We start from the raw sequence: 19750 nt of genomic DNA on the forward strand, positions 1-19750 counted from the left end.
ATCAAAAAAAAAGAGAGTATATTATACCAATATACTCTCTTTTTACCTGTACGAGAATTGTCACAATATGTCGAAAATTTAACTAATTAGGAGGTGTAGGCATGGTCAAATATATACTAAAACGTGTTGGCTATATGATTATTACACTTTTTGTCGTAACATCGCTTACCTTTTTCCTCATGAAGCTAATTCCAGGTAGTCCTTTTAATAACTTCGAAAAGCTATCTGAAGTTCAGCGTGCTATTTTGCTGGATAAATATGGCTTGAACGACCCCCTGCCTGTTCAATATTTTAACTATATGGTGAGCTTGGTAAAAGGGGATTTAGGAGTTTCCTTCCAATTTGATAATACCCCTGTGACAGAACTTATTGCTAATCGACTTGGACCTTCTGCACAATTAGGTTTTCAAGCAATGGTTGTAGGTTCAATTTTAGGTATCTTATTAGGTGTAGTTGCTGCTCTAAAGCAAAACACTTGGATAGATTACGGTTCTACTTTTATCGCAGTTGTTGGTAAATCTGTACCATCATTTATTTTTGCTGGATTAATGCAATATTATATTTCGGTTAAATTAGGATGGCTTCCGGTAATGTTATGGAAGGGACCTGAATATACGATCCTTCCTACTATTGCACTTGCGATGTTCCCAATCTCAATTGCAGCGCGTTTTATGCGTACAGAAATGGTTGAGGTTTTAGGAACTGATTATATTACTTTAGCGAGAGCTAAAGGTGCGAGCCGCTGGCAGATTAGCTTTAAGCATGCCTTGAGAAATGCCTTAATTCCTGTTGTAACTGTCTTAGGACCATTAGCGGTTAGCTTAATGACTGGGTCACTTGTTATTGAGCAAATTTTTGGAATCCCAGGAATTGGTGAGCAGTTTGTTAAATCAATTAACATGAATGATTATCCTGTTATTATGGGAACGAACATTTTATTTGCTGTATTATTTATTGTAGTTATCTTAATTGTTGATATTCTTTATGGAATCATCGACCCACGTATTCGTGTATCGGGGGGGAAAACTAAATGAGCAACAAAGACATAACAATTTCAAAGGATATGTTTGCTCCTGTCCATATTGATCCATCAAAAAGTGAAAAAATTTCTAAACCAAGTTTGAATTTCTGGCAGGATTCATGGCTAAGAGTCCGGAAAAATAAAGGTGCTGTAGTCAGCATGATCATCCTAGTTATTATGATTATCATGGCCTTTGTTGGACCAATGATTACGCCATATTCCTACGATACACAAAATACTAAACATAATAATTTGCCACCGCGAATCCAAGGTTTAGAGGATGTTCACTGGCTTCCGTTTGATGGTACCTTGTCAAGAAGAGATGGTACCGAATATAACGCTTATGAAGTTCGAAAGGTGGATGCCTATTATTGGTTTGGTACCGATAATTTAGGACGAGACCAATTTGCACGTGTGTGGAAAGGTACACAAGTATCGTTATTTATCGCTTTTATGGCTGCGTTAATTGATATGGCTATTGGGGTTGCATATGGCGCAATATCAGGTTATCTAGGTGGACGTATAGATAGTGTAATGCAGAGGATCATTGAGGTTATAGTTGGTATTCCGAATCTTATCGTTGTTGTATTGATGATTCTCGTGTTAAAACCTGGTATTATCCCAATTATTCTTGCCTTAACCATTACGGGATGGACAAGTATGGCTCGTGTCGTACGGGCGCAAGTATTAAAATTTAAAGGTCAAGAATTTGTTTTGGCAGCTAAAACCCTGGGTGCTTCAAATTCGTCTATTATTTTTAAACACATGATTCCGAATATGTTTGGTGTAATTATTATAAATACGATGTTCTCCATCCCGAATGCAATTTTCTTTGAAGCATTTCTAAGTTTTATCGGGTTAGGATTACAGGAACCTCATGCATCTTTAGGAACATTAGTAAATTCAGGATTTAAATCAATGATTGCTTTTCCGTATCAAATGATTATTCCTTCTATTATGATTGCATTAATCATGGTATGCTTCAACCTTGTTGCAGACGGATTACGTGATGCATTGGATCCAAAAATGCGTGATTAGAAGGCAGGTGGATGTAAATGGAGAAAATTCTAGAAGTAAAAGATTTAAATATTTCGTTTCATACGTTTTCGGGTGAAGTTAAAGCAATTCGTGGCGTAAGTTTTGATTTATATAATGGTGAAACACTAGCTATTGTGGGTGAATCTGGTTCCGGTAAATCTGTAACCACCAAATCAATCATGCGTTTACTTCCTGAGCAAAATTCAGAAATTAAAAGCGGACAGATTCTATTTGAAGGTAAGGATTTAACCAAATTAAAAGATAAAGAAATGCAAAAAATCCGTGGAAAAGATATTTCGATGATCTTCCAGGATCCGATGACTTCCCTAAATCCAACAATGAAAATTGGCAATCAGATTATGGAACCGCTTATAAAACACCAGAATATGAGCAGACATGCTGCCAAGGAAAGAGCAATTGAATTATTAAAACTCGTTGGTATTCCTAAGGCAGAGTTACGTGTAGATCAATACCCGCATCAGTTCTCCGGTGGTATGAGGCAAAGGGTGGTAATCGCGATAGCTTTGGCCTGTAACCCGAAAGTTCTCATAGCTGATGAACCGACAACAGCGCTTGACGTTACTATTCAAGCACAAATTCTTGAATTAATGAAAGATCTACAAAAGAAAATCGATACATCGATTATCTTTATTACGCATGATCTTGGTGTTGTTGCTAATGTAGCCGACCGTGTTGCAGTTATGTATGGAGGAAAAATAGTTGAAATTGGGACTGCTGATGAGATTTTCTATAATCCGAAGCATCCATATACATGGGGATTAATTAGTTCAATGCCTGATATGGATACCCAAGATGATGAATTATTTTCGATTCCTGGAACACCACCAGATTTATTAGATCCACCAAAAGGGGATGCGTTCGCCCCACGTAATCCATTTGTTATGAAGATTGATTTAGAGCAAGAACCACCATTCTTCAAAGTGTCTGATACTCATTATGCAGCAACTTGGCTGTTGCATCCGGATGCACCAAAAGTGGAACCGCCAGCTGCTGTTTTAAGACGCCAAAGTCAATTTTCTGGTAATCAAGCTCAATTCCCTGGAAAAAAGGAGGGGATATAAATGGCTGAAAGAGAAAAATTACTTGAGATCAAAAATCTCAAGCAATATTTTAATGAAGGTAAAATAAATGAAGTAAAAGCAGTTGATAATGTATCATTTGATATCTATAAGGGCGAAGTAATGGGACTAGTAGGTGAGTCAGGTTGTGGTAAGTCCACAACAGGGCGCACAATTATCCGGTTATATGATGCTACTGGGGGAGAAGTATTATACGATGGAGTTAACGTTCATGGGAAAAAGTCTAAGAAGCAATTAAAAGATTTTAACCGGAAAATGCAAATGATCTTCCAAGACCCTTATGCATCATTAAATCCAAGATTAAAAATAGCTGATGTTATTGCCGAGGGAATCGATATTCATGGGTTAGCCAAATCTAAGCAAGATCGGATGGAGCAAGTATATGAGCTCCTAGAAACCGTGGGCTTAAATAGAGAACATGCAAACCGCTATCCACATGAATTTAGTGGTGGTCAGCGTCAGCGGATTGGTATTGCACGTGCACTTGCGGTTCAACCTGAATTTATCATTGCCGATGAACCGATTTCAGCACTGGATGTTTCAATCCAAGCTCAGGTAGTAAACTTAATGAGAAAACTACAAAAAGAGAAAAGCTTGACCTATCTTTTTATTGCTCATGATCTTTCCATGGTTAAATACATTAGTGATCGGATCGGGGTTATGTATTTTGGTAAAATGGTTGAGCTTGCACCTGCGGATGAACTGTATAAAAACCCACTTCACCCGTACACTCAATCTCTTTTATCAGCAATTCCATCTCCAGATCCAATCAGTGAACGAACTCGTAAACGGAGATCCTATGACCCAGCTAGTCATAACTACGAGCCTAATGAACCAGTGGAATTTAGAGAAGTTACTCCAGGTCATTTTGTCCTATGTTCTGAGAAAGAATTTAAACAATATAAAGCACAATCTAAATAATAAAAAAAACGATCTCACGTTGAGATCGTTTTTTTATGAACCCTATTCCTTAAAAATGCCATTAACTTATTTCCGTTTTCCCCCAACTGCTTTCCAGCCAGTCTGGTATTTGGCACTTTCATCAACAAATTCACTACGATTTTTACCACCGAACACTTTTTCCCCAAAACTGTTCGTAATAACACCCATTAAGGCAGTGATTCCCACGATTAGTAAAGCAACAATCGTTAAATCCATTATGTATGCTCCCAAGGTAATAATCCCTCCGTTTGTCAGCAGCTTAGAATATTTGTTGTGCAAAATTAAATATCCACTACTTTATTGTAAAAGAACTTACCGTTGAATTAAAGAGGAAATTAAATATCAATGGTAAGTTTTCTAAAATCAATGAATGCGTTTTCATTTTGGATTTATAATTGAGAATGGGTCTTTCATATATTTTCATTAAACATAGAATGAAGGAAATTTTTTCATGAAGACCCTCATTTATTCACACAATGTTTACGAACATTATTAGAAACGGATAATTATGATTGCGAATTTTTAAGTTAAATTTATTAAAAAATATGAAACTTTTAGGACAATTATTCGTCTAATATAGTGTAATAAATATTTTTGAATGTTTTGGTCTAACATTTTTTTTTTGGAAAAGGGATACCCTTTTAAGAAACAGTGGTGTATAATCAATGATATAAATTCCTAATTTATAATTATTATCGAATTTGCTGCAACCTGATTATAACCAAATCGTTTGCTTCAATATACTTGATTTATTAATAGTCTTAATAAAAGAGGAGTGTGAAGATCGGATGGTAACACTATACACTTCACCAAGTTGTACATCATGCAGAAAAGCAAAATCATGGTTAGAAGAACATGAAATTCCATACACAGAAAGAAATATTTTTTCAGAGCCATTAACCATGGAAGAAATTAAAGAAATTCTTCGAATGACAGAAGATGGTACAGATGAAATTATTTCTACAAGATCAAAGACATTTCAAAAATTAGATGTAAACCTTGATGCAATGCCGCTTCAAGATCTATTTGGTTTAATAAAGGAAAATCCAGGGCTATTACGCCGCCCGATAATCATTGATGAAAAACGATTACAGGTTGGGTATAACGAGGATGAAATCAGACGATTCCTTCCAAGAAGAGTTAGAACGTTCCAGCTGCGCGAAGCTCAGCGAATGGTTAATTAAATAAATAGGCCTTCTTTTTGGAGGTCTTTTTTTGTATATAAAAAAAGATTTGAATTATTTGTAGTTTTAGTTCCACTTTGCTACAATATAAAGAATTATTGTAATGTTGATAATTAGGCATTATCACGGTTTTTTAGATTTCAGCCTTTTTTATTTCCCTTATTAGTACTTTTGTCATAAAATGAAAGTACACGAGTATTTACTTTTTCACCCTATGAAGAATCTTTGGATTTAAGTAAATACTAAGGCGGTATCTGCTTGGGGGTATTTTGTCCCTTCAATCTGGAAAACGGAAGGGAGATGTTTAGATGGAGATTGAACGCATTAATGAAAACACAGTTAAATTCTACATTTCATATGGTGATATAGAAGAAAGAGGCTTTGACCGTGAAGAGATCTGGTACAATCGGGAACGAAGTGAAGAACTCTTTTGGGAAATGATGGATGAGGTTCATGATGAGGAAGAGTTTGTTATTGAAGGTCCTCTTTGGATTCAAGTCCAAGCACTTGATAAAGGGTTGGAAATTCTTGTAACAAAAGCACAAATATCAAAAGATGGACAAAAGTTTGAACTACCGATTCCTAATGAAAAAATAAATCAGTTTCCTGTTGATGATAAAATGGAAGAAATACTCGATCATCATTTTAATCCAAATCATACTGATGAGGAGGATATCCTACTTGAGGAAGAGACATTAGAATTCCTCATAGGTTTTAAAGATTTCGAGGATGTCATTAGTTTATCAAATCGTTCAGGATTAGATGATTTAGTGACAAAGCTTTATCATTTTGAGGGAAGGTACTATTTATTTACAGAATTTCCTGAAGACTTATTTGAAGAAGATGAAATTGATGATATATTAAGTATTTTACTTGAGTACGGTTATGAAACACAGCTTACGATTCATCGTATTCAAGAATATGGAAAAGAAATAATTTCTGCCAATGTTTTTGCAGAATTACGGAAATATTTTCGCTAATTAATGTACCGATTTCAATATTGAAATCGGTATTTTTAGCATGAATTATTTTTTGAAATAAAATCTGGCAGGTGAGGACACTGAAAAACACAGTAAGGGTTATTTTATTTTTATTGGTATTATCCGTACTCTTGTTTTTCTTTAAGGAACAATTAGCTAGTGGGATATTTGGTATCTTAAGTGTATTGGTTACACTGTCTGTCATTTTCATTAGCTTTGTAATATTCTTTGAAAATCGCCATCCAACACAAACGATAACTTGGTTAGTTGTCCTTGGTAGTTTTCCTTTAGTTGGTTTTATTTTTTACCTCCTTTTTGGTAGGAATTATCGTAAAGAAAAAATGTTTAGAAAAAAATATTTTTTAGATAAACAAGCTTTTTTGACGGTAGAAGGGGATGAAGACCCAAGAAATGATGAAAAGATTAGTTTATTGGGTGAACATCAAGGGAAATTATTTACCCTGGCTCAAAAACTAGGGAATAGCCCCATTTCCTTTGACACAGCCACAAAAATATTAACAAACGGTGAGGAAACCTTTCAGCATATTATAGAGCAGTTAAAAAGAGCTAGGCATCATATCCATCTTGAATATTATATTGTTAGACATGACCATATTGGACAGGAAATTAAAAATATCCTGATTGAAAAAGTGCGTCAAGGTGTTAGAGTTCGTTTTTTATATGACGCAGTGGGTTCTTGGCAACTTTCAAATTCATATATTAATGAACTAAAAAATGAAGGGATTGAAATGGTTACTTTTGGACCAGTTAAACTTCCTTTTTTAAATAATAAATTTAATTTCCGAAATCACCGTAAAATGATCATAATTGATGGAAGTATTGGCTTTGTTGGTGGGCTTAATATTGGGGATGAATATCTGGGAAGAAATAAACATATTGGATTTTGGCGTGACACTCATTTAATGCTCCGGGGAGAAGCTGTTAGAACCCTCCAATTAATTTTTTTACAAGACTGGTATTATATGACGAATCACAGTTTTTTAACAGCCGAATACCTATCACCCCAGAATGATGATGAAAGTCATGGCGGAGTACAGCTAATTGCTGGAGGACCTGATAATGAGTGGAGTGTTATTAAAAATATATTTTTCTCCATGATTGCAAGTGCAGAGAAATCAGTTTGGATTGCATCCCCTTATTTTATTCCAGATGAAGATATTTTTTCAGCCATAAAAGTAGCTGCACTGAGTGGTATTGATGTCCGGCTTTTAGTACCTAACAAACCAGATAAACGAATCGTCTTTCATGCTTCAAGGTCATACTTTCCTGAACTTTTAGATGCAGGGGTGAAGGTTTATGAATACCAGCGAGGCTTTATGCACAGTAAGATAGTTATTGTTGATCATGAACTGGCCTCGATAGGGACATCGAATATGGATATGAGAAGCTTCCATTTAAATTTCGAGGTAAATGCATTCTTGTTCCGTACAAAAAGTACACAAAAACTAGTTGAGGAATATTTAAATGACCTTGAATTTTCCAAACAGTTGGATAAAGCAACCTTCCATGACAGACACCTTGGCTTTAAGGTGCTTGAATCGACAGCAAGGCTGCTCTCTCCCTTACTCTAAATAAATAGTTAACAAACTCGTCAAATTTGGCGAGTTTTTTTTGTGGGTTAAAAGGTATTCTTAAAGATTATGACGAATTATCCTCGTAAAAGGAGGAGAGAAATAATTGTTAACTGCACAAACAAAAATGGGGATCAGTATCTGTCTCGGACTCGATTACAATAAAGCCGCTCTTTTAGAACTTCGAAGCAAAGAAGAATTTATTTGCCCTATTTGTGGGGAAGGTGTTTTGCTAAAACTAGGGGATCAGCGCATTTTTCATTTTGCCCATAAGCAAGGGGGAGTTTGCCGTGATTTTTTTGAAAATGAAACAATTTACCATATGGAGGGCAAACGTCAGCTCTATCAGTGGTTAATAAAACAAAAGATCCCTTCTATTTTGGAGTACTATGATAGAGAAATACAGCAGCGACCTGATATAATGTTCAAGATTAATGGGAAAAAATATGCATTAGAGTACCAATGTTCAACGATTCCAGAAAGCATATTTATTAAGAGAACCCATTCATATCTTCAGAATGGCTATCAGCCAATATGGATTTTATCTAGTAATCAAATACGTCATAAACGAAATAGTATGGTTGCTTTATCAAACTTTCAATACCTATTCATACGGAAGACTGCTTCAGGAAAGTTTTATATACCATCTTATTGCCCCGAAAAACATCAATTTCATTTTGTTGAATCAATTACCCCTTACTCTATAAAAAATGCCTTCTCCCATCATTCTTTTTACCCAATAAAGGAAATGGACTTGAATGGTTTATTAGAACCAAACATAAACAACCCATTTGATTTATCAAGCTGGAACAGGGAAATTGAAAAAATGAATCTGAATTGGACTCTTCATCCTAATAAACAACATAAATCATTCCTCAATGAAATTTATAACAGAAATATGAATCTCTTCTTATTGCCGCCAGAAATTGGACTCCCGCTTCCTCATTCACTAGTTATTCAAACAGCCCCGATTATTTGGCAAACCTATTTATTTTTGGATATCATTGCTGCCAAAAATATTGATGATGTAATAACCCTTCAAGAAATAATGATCCATTTTAATAAACGGATTTATAGTAAAGATATTGTTGTAAGACATTTACCACAATTTGAAACGGTATATCCGTTAGTAGCTATTCTTGAGTATCTTTTAATATTAGAGAAATTGGGGATTATTACGAAAAAAGGAGAAACAATATTTCAATTAAAACGGAAAATATTTATCCCGAGGTCAAATCGAGAAAAAGAGGAAGCAAAGGTGATATTTTTTCAAAAATATCAGCAAATCCTATTGAATAGATAAATGAAAATGTACAGAAGGGCATACTATTATTGAAGTATAAATAGTTTCTGTACTGTCAATTTTTAAAAGGAAATTGGTAAGATAAGGAGAATATTAGTAATGATACTTTCTTTTCGAAGAAAATAGAATGGAGGATGAAGGATGGCGAATGAAACAGCAATAAAATCGCTACCAGCAAGAAAAGAGATCCCTGAGCAAGATACATGGAAATTAGAAGATATATTCTCGAATGACCAAGCATGGGAACAAGAGTTTCAAGAAGTAAAAAACCAAATCCCTGGAATTAAAGAATTTGAAGGTAAATTAGGAGTAAGTGCGGAGACACTATATAAAGCGCTCCAGTTTCAAGATAAACTGTTGGAACGAATTGGAAAGCTTTATACATATTCACATATGCGTTATGACCAAGACACCACGAACTCTTTTTACCAAGGCTTAGATGACAGAATGAAAAATATGTATTCACAAGCGGCCAGTCAATTAGCATTTATTGTCCCTGAAATTCTTTCATTAGATGAAAGCCAAGTAACAGGTTTCTTAAATGAGAAACCGGAATTAAAGCTATATGAGCATGCTCTAGCTGAAATTAATCTACAAAGGCCGCATGTCCTCTCAGCAGAACAGGAAGCATTACTAGCGGAAGCAAGCGAAGTTATGGATGCTTCTAGCAATACATTTGGGATGTTGAATAATGCAGACCTTGAATTTCCATCTATTAAAGATGAAAATGGTGCTGAGGTTGAAATTACACATGGCCGCTATATTCGCTTTTTGGAAAGTAAAGATCCACGGGTGAGACGAGATGCATTTAAGGCTGTATATAAAACGTATGGTCATTTTAAAAATACATTTTCAAGCACATTAAGTGGAAATGTGAAGAAGGATAATTTTAACGCAAGGGTAAGAAAGTATAACTCAGCAAGACACGCTGCCCTTTCTGCAAACAATATACCAGAGAGCGTGTACGATAACCTTGTGAATACGGTTACCGATAATCTTCATTTATTACATCGTTATGTGAAGCTTCGTAAAAAAGTCCTTGGTCTTGATGAGATTCATATGTATGATTTATTTACTCCACTTGTCAAAGATGTGAAAATGGAAATCAAATACGAAGAGGCGAAGGATTTAGTCCTTAAAGGGTTATCTCCATTAGGAGAGGAATATTCGAAAATATTATCAGAGGGCTTTGAAAATCGCTGGGTCGATGTGCATGAAAATAAAGGAAAGCGAAGTGGCGCTTACTCCTCAGGAGCATACGGCACTCATCCATATATCCTCATGAATTGGCAGGATAATGTAAATAATTTATTTACACTTGCTCATGAATTTGGCCATTCCGTGCACAGTTACTATACTCGGAAATCACAGCCATATCCATATGGCAATTATTCTATTTTCGTAGCAGAAGTGGCTTCGACCTGTAATGAAGCACTCTTAAACGACTATTTATTAAAAACAATTGATGATGAACAAAAACGAATTTACTTGCTCAACCATTATTTAGAAGGCTTTAGAGGTACCGTGTTCCGTCAAACGATGTTTGCTGAGTTTGAACATATGATCCATCAAAAGGCACAAAACAACGAGGCATTAACGGCAGAAGCATTAACAGAGAGCTATTATGCATTAAATAAAAAATATTTTGGCGAGGAAGATATTGTGATAGATGAGGAAATCGGATTAGAATGGGCGAGAATTCCGCATTTTTATTACAATTATTATGTTTACCAGTATGCAACTGGTTTTAGTGCGGCTACTGCCCTTAGCAAGCAAATTTTAGAAGAAGGCGAACCGGCAGTAAAAAGATACATTGACTTCCTAAGTGCAGGAAGCTCAAATTATCCGATTGAAGTGCTGAAAAAAGCTGGTGTCGATATGACAAGTGCTGAGCCAATTAAAGATGCTTGTAAGGTATTTGAAGAAAAGTTGAATGAATTAGAGCAATTGTTATCGCAAGCATAATTAAAAGGGATGGTGCCCTAAATGGCAACCATCCCTTTTTAAAATCCTCTGAATCGTTTTCTGTCATTAAGGTAATTAACGAAGATAAATATCGAAACAAACAATATAGGTATACTGAGAAAAAGCGGGAAGATCTTTAATAGTGCAAGTATTTGGAGAAAAAAAGCAATCAAAATAAACAGAACCATAATCGTTAAAGGGAATTTTCTCATAATTTTAATGCCACCCTCGTAAAAGTGAGTTTTCATTCCTCGTACTACTATGTCTATTGTCCATTCTCTGAATTTATGATAATTTGACAATTATGTGAAATAAAGCACAAACTTATTGCCTCACTCAGAAATAGCATGCTATATTATATACGTGAAGTTGATCACAACAAACATATACCCCTTTGTTTGACCGTGAAAAATTTCTCCCATCCCCTTTGTTCGTATAAAAGAAAAATGCCTTGCAGTGTGGAAACTGCAAGGCATTTTCATTTTTTGTAAAGGCTCTTTTCGCAAATGTTTTTACGAAAAGATGCCACGATGCAAATAATTATACGGGTTGATGAAACTTATACGAAAAATAACAATCCATGCGAAAATAGCCTTTGTAAAATAAGTGGAAGCGCCAAGTATAAAAAATGAACTTCTTTTTTCCTTGGCGCTTCCGTCTTATTTACTCTTCGATATATCTCCAAAACGTTCCATATTTAGCGGGGATCTGTTCAACCACTTGCTTTAACAGTAGTTTTTTCATTTCCCGTTCAATTTGCGAAATAGACATATTATAAACCACTGCAATTTCTTTTGAGGCGACAAATTTAAAAAATTTCATAAACGCTTCTAATGGAGGTGGAGGAGATTGAATAGGTTTTTCAGAAAGCATTTCCTCTAGTATTTGGACATATACCTCATATGGGTAAGAGCCCGTTATCTTAATTCCTTCATCCTCAACATTCTCATTAAAAAATACTAAGGTAGGAATCTCCTTTACATCCATTTCAGAAGTAATTTTCAGATCACATTGGAAGGCTTTCGCTGCACTTTCGGAATGGATATCATACATGAATTCCTCCACGTCCAAACCTAAACTCCTTGCACAATCTTTTAACACCTCTAGATTTGAAACATTTTGTTTTTCTAAAAATAATCCCTCTTGGATTCTCCGTAGAAAACGAAGTCCAGCCCGTCTACCTTGTAATTCAGCTGCTTTTAAAGCAATGGAAACAGTATAGGGAGTATCGACTGGATTCTCTAACCATAGGCTTCCATCACATGACATTCCTGACCTGCTTGCAGTCTTCTCCCACACTTGAGCGATATTCTCAAAATTCTTTTTCTTGCTTAAATTTAAATCGGCTAATCGTCCACTTAAAATATGCTTTATAGAAAAATAACGTCCATATTCGATTTGCAACTTTTTTAATATAGGCTCTAATGCCCAACATTCAGGACATAAAGGGTCAATAAACATATAAATCTCAATCGGCTTTTTATCACTGCAATGCTGTTTGGCGCTTGAAGACTTTGATCTATTCACTTTCTTCACCCGAGATTCCGCCGTCATCAGGCGTGTTAATCATGTGTTGGGCCGTAAGATAAAGTCGTGAATAAAACTCATCCCTTAATGGGCCCTCTAAGCCTATTTGGTCCATCGCTTGTTCCATACATGATAGCCATGCTTTGGCGCGTGTTGGGGTAACAGGAAATGGCAAATGACGAGCACGCATCATAGGATGACCATGTTCTTCCGTATACAGAGAAGGACCGCCTAAATATTGAGTTAAAAATTGCTTCTGTTTCCGAGCAATTTCTGTAAATTGATTTGGGAATATTGGTGCTAGATCAGGATGTTGCGCAACAAGCCCATAAAAAGTGTCCACAAGACGGTGTAAAGTTTCCTCACCAATGGATTCAAATGGTGAAAGCTTTCTTTCAATCATGTTGCCAACTCCCTTAAATGTATTATGTAGATTTATTTTATCAATGCCTATTTCATATCTCAAATGAATTGCTTTAAAAATGTAAATTTGTCACTTGAACACATTATTAATGTATGCCAAGTGAGCAATTCTTAATAGGAAAAACAGGAATTAGTATGTTGGAAATAACTCCAATCAATTTCAATCTACATTTGAAATACATTTAAGATTCATTGTGAAAAGATTGCTCGTATTTTCGGTTATAGAATCGGCGAATTTTATTTTCCGTTTTACGTACAGGAATCTTAAATAATTCAAGTAGTTCGTAAAAGATCTTCTCTCCATCCTGAAAGTTTTGTGCCTCATATTCTAATTCATAATCTTCTGTACTTAGATAAATACTATGGTCTAAAACTAGTAATCCTTTCTGATATTCGAATTCAACTCGTTTCGTTAGTAATGAACCAAAATATTCAAGCGTTGAAAAGGAAATCTCGCATTCTTCAATAAGACGTTGAATAATGCCCAGTGGAAGTTTACCACTGTGAATGGCTATTTGTGCTTCAGCTTCACTGATAGATTGATTTGTCTCTAATAGGCCGACCGCAGCTGGTTGTTTTAATGTCATTTCGTAGTTTGTGCCCTTTTTGCGAATTCTTAGTGCAGTTTCTTTACTCTTTAAGGAGAAATTGGGAGTGTCAAAGTAATGGTTTTCCTGTGTGAAAATTAGATTTTTGCCTACGTTAAAAGATTCAAGGAAGTGTTCATATTCTTTTTTTGATAGTATATTTTTAAATTCAATTTCAATATTTTGCGACAAAAGTTCGTCATCCTTCCAGAAGGGAATTTTCTTTATTATCTCATTTCTAAACTAAACATCAATCCTTGGGAGAAATCGTTGTATTATGCTAAAATAGGGAGTGGATATGGAGGTAAAGAGATGAAGAAAAGAATTACAATCGAAAAGGCATACATAACTGAAGAGAAATTAATGTTAGAAACGAATGAGACCATCACTGAGTTGGTTCCAGGAGAACAGATTCTTGTAGATTCTGACCACTATTCTTTCATATATTTAATGGAGGATATGAATGATTATACATATATCATTTTACATGAACAAATCTGGCCACTCTTAAAAACGGCAGAAGAAAAAAAATTACCCGTATGGATTACTTTTAACGAAGAGCAAAAAGAACTGAATAACTTCCATGATGAATTTAATTATGTTCTAAATAATATAAAGGGTAATAGTAATTATGGGAAAGAAATGGTTACAAAAGTAGAGAGTATTTTCTTAACATAATTCGTTTTTGAGGTGACATTATGAAGCATTGGGACCAATTTCTAGCCCCATATAAACAAGCTGTTGCAGAATTAAAGGTGAAATTAAAGGGGATGAGAGGTCAATTTGACCTTGATGCTACTCATTCACCGATTGAATTTGTTACGGGAAGAGTTAAACCGATTGCAAGTATTCTTGATAAGGCAAATCAAAAAGGTATTCCACTTGAACGATTAGAAGAAGAAGTGCAGGATATTGCAGGAATGCGTATTATGTGTCAATTTGTTGATGACATTCATACAGTCGTCGATTTATTACGAAACCGCAATGATTTTGAAATTGTTGAAGTTAGAGATTATATTTCCCATAAAAAAACAAGCGGGTATCGGTCATATCATGTTGTTATTCGCTACCCGGTTCAAACAATACATGGGGAAAAGAATATCTTAGCGGAAATTCAAATACGAACGCTTGCAATGAATTTTTGGGCGACAATTGAACATACCTTAAACTATAAGTACAAGGGGTTATTTCCAAGTGATATTCAAATGAGACTGCAAAGAGCATCTGAAGCTGCATTTCGTTTAGATGAGGAAATGTCATTGATTCGCGGTGAAATACAGGATGCTCAGGCCTTTTTTACAAGAAAAAAAGAATTCAAACAAGAAGAGAAGAATTAATTTGCCATGACCGTCTATTGATAAGCCATTCAGCACAAGGAGCCAAAAATATATGAAATTTGCGATTACGTCAAAAGGGGATCAAAAATCAAATATATTAATGCACAAAATGAGGACGTATTTACTTGATTTTGATCTTACGTACGATGAAGACCAACCTGATATTGTTGTTTCCATTGGTGGTGACGGCACGCTGCTTTATGCCTTTCATCGCTATAGCAGCCGCTTAGATAAAACGGCTTTTGTTGGAATTCATACGGGACATCTTGGGTTTTATGCAGATTGGATTCCGGATGAAATTGAGAAACTAGTGATTGCAATTGCTAAAACACCTTATCAGGTTGTTGAATACCCGCTTTTAGAGGTCATAATCCGTTATTCTCATGCTGGGAAGGAGTCTAGGTATCTCGCCTTAAATGAATCTACAGTAAAAAGTGTCGAGGGAACGCTTGTTATGGATGTGGAGATTCGCGGACAACATTTCGAACGGTTCCGTGGTGACGGCTTATGTGTTTCAACTCCCTCGGGCAGTACCGCCTATAATAAGGCACTTGGCGGAGCGATTATCCATCCATCGATTTCTGCCCTTCAAATTGCTGAGATGGCATCAATTAATAACAAGGTCTTTAGGACAATAGGATCACCATTAATTCTTCCAGCCCACCATACATGTATGCTTAAACCAGTCAATCGTTCTGATTTTCAAGTGACAATTGACCACCTGACATTGCTTCATAAGGATGTAAAGTCAATTCAATTTAGGGTGCCAGAAGAAAAAATCCGCTTTGCTCGCTTCCGGCCGTTTCCGTTTTGGAAAAGAGTTCATGATTCGTTTATTTCGGACTAAGAGGCGGGGATCGTTGTAATGTCTCAGCAGTTTCAAATGAAGTGGGTCATTGGTGAGAGCGATGCAGGCAAGTTGGTAAGGGGATTTTTAAAAGAGCAAGAGATTTCTCGTACGGCATTAACAGATATAAAGTTCAAGGGCGGAAATATCCTAGTAAATGGAGACGAAGTTAATGTCCGATATCGGTTAGAATTGAGCGATGAATTAACGGTTATTTTTCCCAGAGAATGTCCAAGTGAGGGTCTATTAGGCGAAGACATTCCCTTATCGATTCTTTATGAAGATGAGTATTTGCTGGTGGTCAATAAACCAGCAGGTATGAACACGATTCCGTCTCGAGAACACCCTGATGGCAGTCTGGCGAATGCGCTAGTTGGTTATTATCAGCACTGTGGTCTGCAGGCTACTTCTCACATTGTTACTCGGCTTGATAGGGATACGTCAGGAATTGTTTTAATTGCTAAACATCGCCATGTCCATCATTTGTTTAGTATGATGCAGCGAAGCGGGCAAGTTAAGCGGACATATGAGGCATTTGCTGAGGGCAGGATGTCCTTAGACAATGGTACGATAAGGGCCCCAATCGGCCGTAAAGAAGATAGTATTATTGAAAGGGAAGTTCGTGAGGATGGACAATTTGCCTGTACTCATTATCACGTCCTTAAGAGACATCGGACTTTTACATATTTGGAACTTGCGCTAGAAACGGGACGGACACATCAAATTAGAGTTCATATGTCATATTTAAAACATCCCTTGCTCGGTGACGATTTGTATGGAGGAGATGTCTCGTTAATAGAACGGCAGGCACTCCATTGTAAGAAGATAGTATTTGTTCACCCATTTTTAGGCGAAGAAATGATGTTTACCGCCCTACTGCCTAAAGATATGGGGGAATTATTAAAGGCTGACCTACTTTGATGATAAAGTGGCAGCCTTTTTTATTTTTGGTTCTGTTGAGCTAGGCTGTTGGTTACAGCGAAAGGCGCTCGCTTTCCTTCTTCAATCAAATTGTTTAAATTTTTCCTCCACATGTGGCATAGTAGATTTAACCGAAACCAATTCCATTTCAGGATATCTTAATGCTGTAAGTTTCCCGCCAAAGACTGCGCCTGTATCAATATTATAAGTATTATTTATGATCCTAGGCTCGTTCACAGGAGTATGTCCATAAATGATACATGGTTCACCATGATACTCTTTCGCCCAATCTCTTCTAATTGGAGAACCATCAGGGTGCTTTTTGCCTGTGATATCTCCGTAAAGGACAAATTCTTTAACTTTTCCATGGGATTGTCCGATAAATTCTTCTTTAATTCCTGCATGTGCGATAACAAGCTTCTTGTTGTCTAATACTAAATAAAGTGGAGCCCTTTCGTATAGTTCAATAAATTTTTTTCGAATGGATTGCTGATCTTCTTTATATAATGATTCATATTCGGCAACAGTTGTTTCAAGTCCATGTGCAATCTGAACTTTGTTGCCAAGGAAGAAGCGATATAACTTATTACAATGGTTTCCAGGCGTATAATAAGCTTTTTTTTCTTTAAAAACTAACTGCCATACAATTTCGATTACATCAAGTGAGGCGGGTCCGCGGTCGGTTAAATCACCAAGAAATCCGAGCACTCTAGATTCATGTCTAGGTAATCCGTTATCCCATCTATAGCCGAGTTTCAAGGTGAGTTCCTTTAATTCAGTTAAACACCCATGTATATCACCGATTACATCAATTTTCATTGGATCAACTCCTTATCTCTTATATTTTTAGTCGAAGTGTTTGTTTTTATAAAGGTTATTTTCGCATAGATTGTTGTTTTTCGTATAAGTTCATCAACCCGTATACCTATATGCTTCGTGTCATCTTTTCGTAAGAACCTGTGCGAAAATTACCTAGAAACTTAGTAATTGACTCTTATAAAGCTCCAATAGCAACAAAGTTTACGAAAAGAGCCTTTATAAAAGTTTCTATTCTAATGTATAAAAGGAGGAGTATTTTCTATGGAGCAGCATGTTTCAGTCATTTCGTTATTAATTGTTGTTACGATGGCATTTATTACTCCCATTCTTTTACATCGATTTAAATTAAATTATATCCCTGTGGTCGTCGCTGAAATTATCATGGGACTTGTCATTGGAAAGAGTGGTTTCGATGTGGTCCATGAAGATATTTGGCTCTCAACTTTATCGACCCTTGGTTTTATCTTTCTCATGTTTTTAAGTGGGCTTGAAATTGACTTTAAGGCCTTTTCTGGAGAGAAGAAGCGTAAGGTACTTCCGAATGGGAAAAGAGAGCCCAATTCATTTATCGTCGCGTCACTGGTCTTTGCAGGTATATTTATATTCTCACTTGGTTTATCCATTTTATTTGTCTTTGCAGGTTTCATTGATAATGCCTTTTTAATGACGCTAATTATTTCGACCATATCATTAGGGGTAGTTGTACCAACCTTAAAAGAAGCCCATTTGATGAAAACAGTTATTGGGCAAATCATCTTATTGATTGCGGTTATAGCAGATTTAGTGACCATGATCTTACTCGCCGTCTTTGTGTCGTTAAATGAATCAGGGCATGGGAATACATGGCTGTTACTTATTTTGTTTGCAGCAGGAATTGTGCTTTATTTTCTCGGCAAACGATTTAAAAACCGTACATTTATCGAATCATTATCAACAGGGACAGTCCAAATTGGAACAAGGGCTGTTTTTACACTGATCATCGTTTTAGTTGGGCTGTCTGAAACAGTGGGTGCTGAAAACATCTTAGGGGCGTTTCTAGCCGGTGTACTCGTTTCGTTGTTAGCCCCGAACCAAGAGCTTGTACATAAGTTAGATTCTTTTGGTTATGGATTTTTGATTCCCATCTTTTTTGTAATGGTAGGAGTAAATCTTGATATTTGGTCTCTTTTTAATGAAAAAAAGCTTTTGTTATTAATACCGCTTTTACTTGCCGGATTACTCTTATCCAAACTTGTACCAGTGTACCTCTTGAAAATTTGGTATGATTTGAAAACAGTTCTTGCATCTGGATTTTTACTCACCTCTACGCTTTCACTTGTCATTGCGGCAGCGACAATTGGAGAAAGACTAGAAATCATAACTGCGGAGATGAGTGGAACACTAATACTTGTTGCAGTCCTCACGTCTATTTTTACACCGATTGTTTTTAAAAAGTTATTCCCAAGAGAAGAGGTTGCTAATAAAAAGGTTAGTGTTGCATTCTTAGGTGCCAATCAAACTACTTTGCCTGTTTCTCGAGAATTAAAATCAGGCCTATATGATCCAATTCTTTATCATACCCAAATGGAGAAATCAGAAAAGCAAATTGCCAATTCTTTATTTGAAATCGTTGAAATTCCAGATTATTCAATCGAGACGCTGGAGAATACAAAAGTATTTCAATCAGAGGTTGTTGTCATTTCAACAGGTGATGAGAACGTAAACGCAGCATTGTCGATCGCTTCGAAAGAAAAAGGAGTATCTAGGATCATTGCTCGAATTGAAAGTCCCGATTTAGAGGAGACCTTACGTGAACATAATATAGAAGTGTTTTCTGCATTTATGTCTACGAAAGTATTACTTCGTGCGTTAATTGAATCACCAACCGTGATAAATATACTCACAAATCAAGAGACAGGTCTTTATGAAATTGTTATGATGAATAGCCAATTTGATGGGATGTCTTTACGGAAATTTCCTTTTACAGGCGATATCATTTTTGTCCGTATCTTTCGGGGCAAGGATTCCATCGTCCCACATGGAGATACAGAGTTGGAGATGAATGATCGGTTGATCGTTACTGGCTCCAAGGAGTATGTAGATGAGTTGAAAAGGGAGCTGGAATTTTGCGAAATCTGTTAAATTATTTATAAAAAGGATGTTGATTGTTGAACTTTTCATTTCT

At 36.0% G+C, this 19750-nt stretch carries 19 protein-coding genes; 14 read left to right on the forward strand and 5 right to left on the reverse strand.

All coding sequences use genetic code 11. From position 1 onward, the window contains the following. Positions 1-101 precede the first annotated feature (101 nt). The 4 genes from opp3b to ACJ004_RS00925 are packed head-to-tail and all read left to right on the forward strand — an operon-like array spanning position 102 to position 4080. Entirely contained in the window at positions 102-1034 is a 933-nt protein-coding gene (gene opp3b, locus ACJ004_RS00910) for an oligopeptide ABC transporter permease (RefSeq protein ID WP_410890626.1), read from the forward strand. After that, the gene (gene opp3C, locus ACJ004_RS00915; protein WP_410890628.1) at positions 1031-2059 is read left to right on the forward strand and encodes an oligopeptide ABC transporter permease; all 1029 of its coding nucleotides are present in this window, start codon (positions 1031-1033) and stop codon (positions 2057-2059) included. The genes opp3b and opp3C overlap by 4 nt, the downstream gene beginning before the upstream one ends. A 17-nt stretch (positions 2060-2076) precedes the next feature. Beyond that, positions 2077-3141, forward strand: a complete 1065-nt coding sequence (locus ACJ004_RS00920; protein ID WP_410890630.1) for an ABC transporter ATP-binding protein — start codon at positions 2077-2079, stop codon at positions 3139-3141. Beyond that, entirely contained in the window at positions 3142-4080 is a 939-nt protein-coding gene (locus ACJ004_RS00925) for an ABC transporter ATP-binding protein (protein WP_410890632.1), read from the forward strand. Between the two features lie 66 nt (positions 4081-4146). On the opposite strand, the gene ACJ004_RS00930 is transcribed toward ACJ004_RS00925, so the two are convergent. Beyond that, positions 4147-4317 carry a hypothetical protein gene (locus ACJ004_RS00930; protein WP_410890634.1) on the reverse strand — a complete coding sequence of 57 codons (171 nt, stop codon included), beginning with the start codon at positions 4315-4317 and terminating at the stop codon, positions 4147-4149. A 572-nt stretch (positions 4318-4889) separates the two neighbouring features. On the opposite strand from ACJ004_RS00930, the gene spxA reads away from it, so the two are divergent. The 5 genes from spxA (at position 4890) to pepF (ending at position 11125) form a co-directional block, all read left to right on the forward strand. Further along, a complete protein-coding gene (gene spxA, locus ACJ004_RS00935) occupies positions 4890-5285 on the forward strand; it encodes a transcriptional regulator SpxA (RefSeq protein WP_026566143.1) in 396 nt (131 codons plus the stop codon). A 308-nt stretch (positions 5286-5593) separates the two neighbouring features. Beyond that, on the forward strand, positions 5594-6265 hold the full coding sequence (mecA, locus tag ACJ004_RS00940; RefSeq protein WP_410890635.1) for an adaptor protein MecA: 672 nt from the start codon (positions 5594-5596) through the stop codon (positions 6263-6265). A gap of 80 nt (positions 6266-6345) precedes the next feature. After that, entirely contained in the window at positions 6346-7857 is a 1512-nt protein-coding gene (gene cls, locus ACJ004_RS00945) for a cardiolipin synthase (protein WP_410891251.1), read from the forward strand. 106 nt (positions 7858-7963) lie between these two features. Then, positions 7964-9160: a competence protein CoiA gene (locus ACJ004_RS00950; RefSeq protein WP_410890637.1), complete on the forward strand. Its 1197-nt coding sequence runs from the start codon at positions 7964-7966 to the stop codon at positions 9158-9160. Between the two features lie 141 nt (positions 9161-9301). Next, on the forward strand, positions 9302-11125 hold the full coding sequence (gene pepF, locus ACJ004_RS00955) for an oligoendopeptidase F (protein WP_410890639.1): 1824 nt from the start codon (positions 9302-9304) through the stop codon (positions 11123-11125). 663 nt (positions 11126-11788) lie between these two features. Here the strand turns inward: pepF and ACJ004_RS00960 are convergent. The 3 genes from ACJ004_RS00960 to ACJ004_RS00970 form a co-directional block, all read right to left on the reverse strand. Next, the gene (locus ACJ004_RS00960) at positions 11789-12679 is read right to left on the reverse strand and encodes a ClpXP adapter SpxH family protein (protein ID WP_410890641.1); all 891 of its coding nucleotides are present in this window, start codon (positions 12677-12679) and stop codon (positions 11789-11791) included. Continuing rightward, the gene (locus tag ACJ004_RS00965; protein WP_410890642.1) at positions 12645-13055 is read right to left on the reverse strand and encodes a globin domain-containing protein; all 411 of its coding nucleotides are present in this window, start codon (positions 13053-13055) and stop codon (positions 12645-12647) included. Before ACJ004_RS00965 ends, ACJ004_RS00960 begins: the two co-directional genes overlap by 35 nt. A 202-nt stretch (positions 13056-13257) precedes the next feature. Further along, positions 13258-13854, reverse strand: coding sequence for a CYTH domain-containing protein (locus ACJ004_RS00970; protein WP_410890644.1), 597 nt, complete (start codon positions 13852-13854; stop codon positions 13258-13260). A 120-nt stretch (positions 13855-13974) separates the two neighbouring features. On the opposite strand from ACJ004_RS00970, the gene ACJ004_RS00975 reads away from it, so the two are divergent. Genes ACJ004_RS00975 through ACJ004_RS00990 form a run of 4 tightly spaced genes read left to right on the forward strand, consistent with a single transcriptional unit; the run spans position 13975 to position 16767 of the window. Next, positions 13975-14340: a UPF0738 family protein gene (locus ACJ004_RS00975; protein WP_410890645.1), complete on the forward strand. Its 366-nt coding sequence runs from the start codon at positions 13975-13977 to the stop codon at positions 14338-14340. A gap of 20 nt (positions 14341-14360) precedes the next feature. Continuing rightward, complete coding sequence (gene yjbM / locus ACJ004_RS00980; protein ID WP_410890647.1) at positions 14361-14999, forward strand: GTP diphosphokinase; 639 nt, start codon at positions 14361-14363, stop codon at positions 14997-14999. A gap of 52 nt (positions 15000-15051) precedes the next feature. After that, positions 15052-15846, forward strand: coding sequence for an NAD kinase (locus ACJ004_RS00985; protein WP_410890648.1), 795 nt, complete (start codon positions 15052-15054; stop codon positions 15844-15846). 18 nt (positions 15847-15864) lie between these two features. Continuing rightward, the gene (locus ACJ004_RS00990) at positions 15865-16767 is read left to right on the forward strand and encodes an RluA family pseudouridine synthase (RefSeq protein WP_410890650.1); all 903 of its coding nucleotides are present in this window, start codon (positions 15865-15867) and stop codon (positions 16765-16767) included. A gap of 81 nt (positions 16768-16848) precedes the next feature. Here the strand turns inward: ACJ004_RS00990 and prpE are convergent, their stop codons facing one another. Continuing rightward, positions 16849-17586, reverse strand: a complete 738-nt coding sequence (prpE, locus tag ACJ004_RS00995; RefSeq protein WP_410890652.1) for a bis(5'-nucleosyl)-tetraphosphatase PrpE — start codon at positions 17584-17586, stop codon at positions 16849-16851. A gap of 261 nt (positions 17587-17847) precedes the next feature. Between prpE and ACJ004_RS01000 the strand changes: the two genes are divergently transcribed. Beyond that, complete coding sequence (locus ACJ004_RS01000) at positions 17848-19707, forward strand: monovalent cation:proton antiporter family protein (RefSeq protein WP_410890654.1); 1860 nt, start codon at positions 17848-17850, stop codon at positions 19705-19707. The last annotated feature ends 43 nt before the right edge of the window (positions 19708-19750 follow it).

Source organism: Neobacillus sp. 204, assembly GCF_046562815.1.
In the GTDB taxonomy this organism is placed as follows: Bacteria; Bacillota; Bacilli; order Bacillales; family Cytobacillaceae; genus Neobacillus.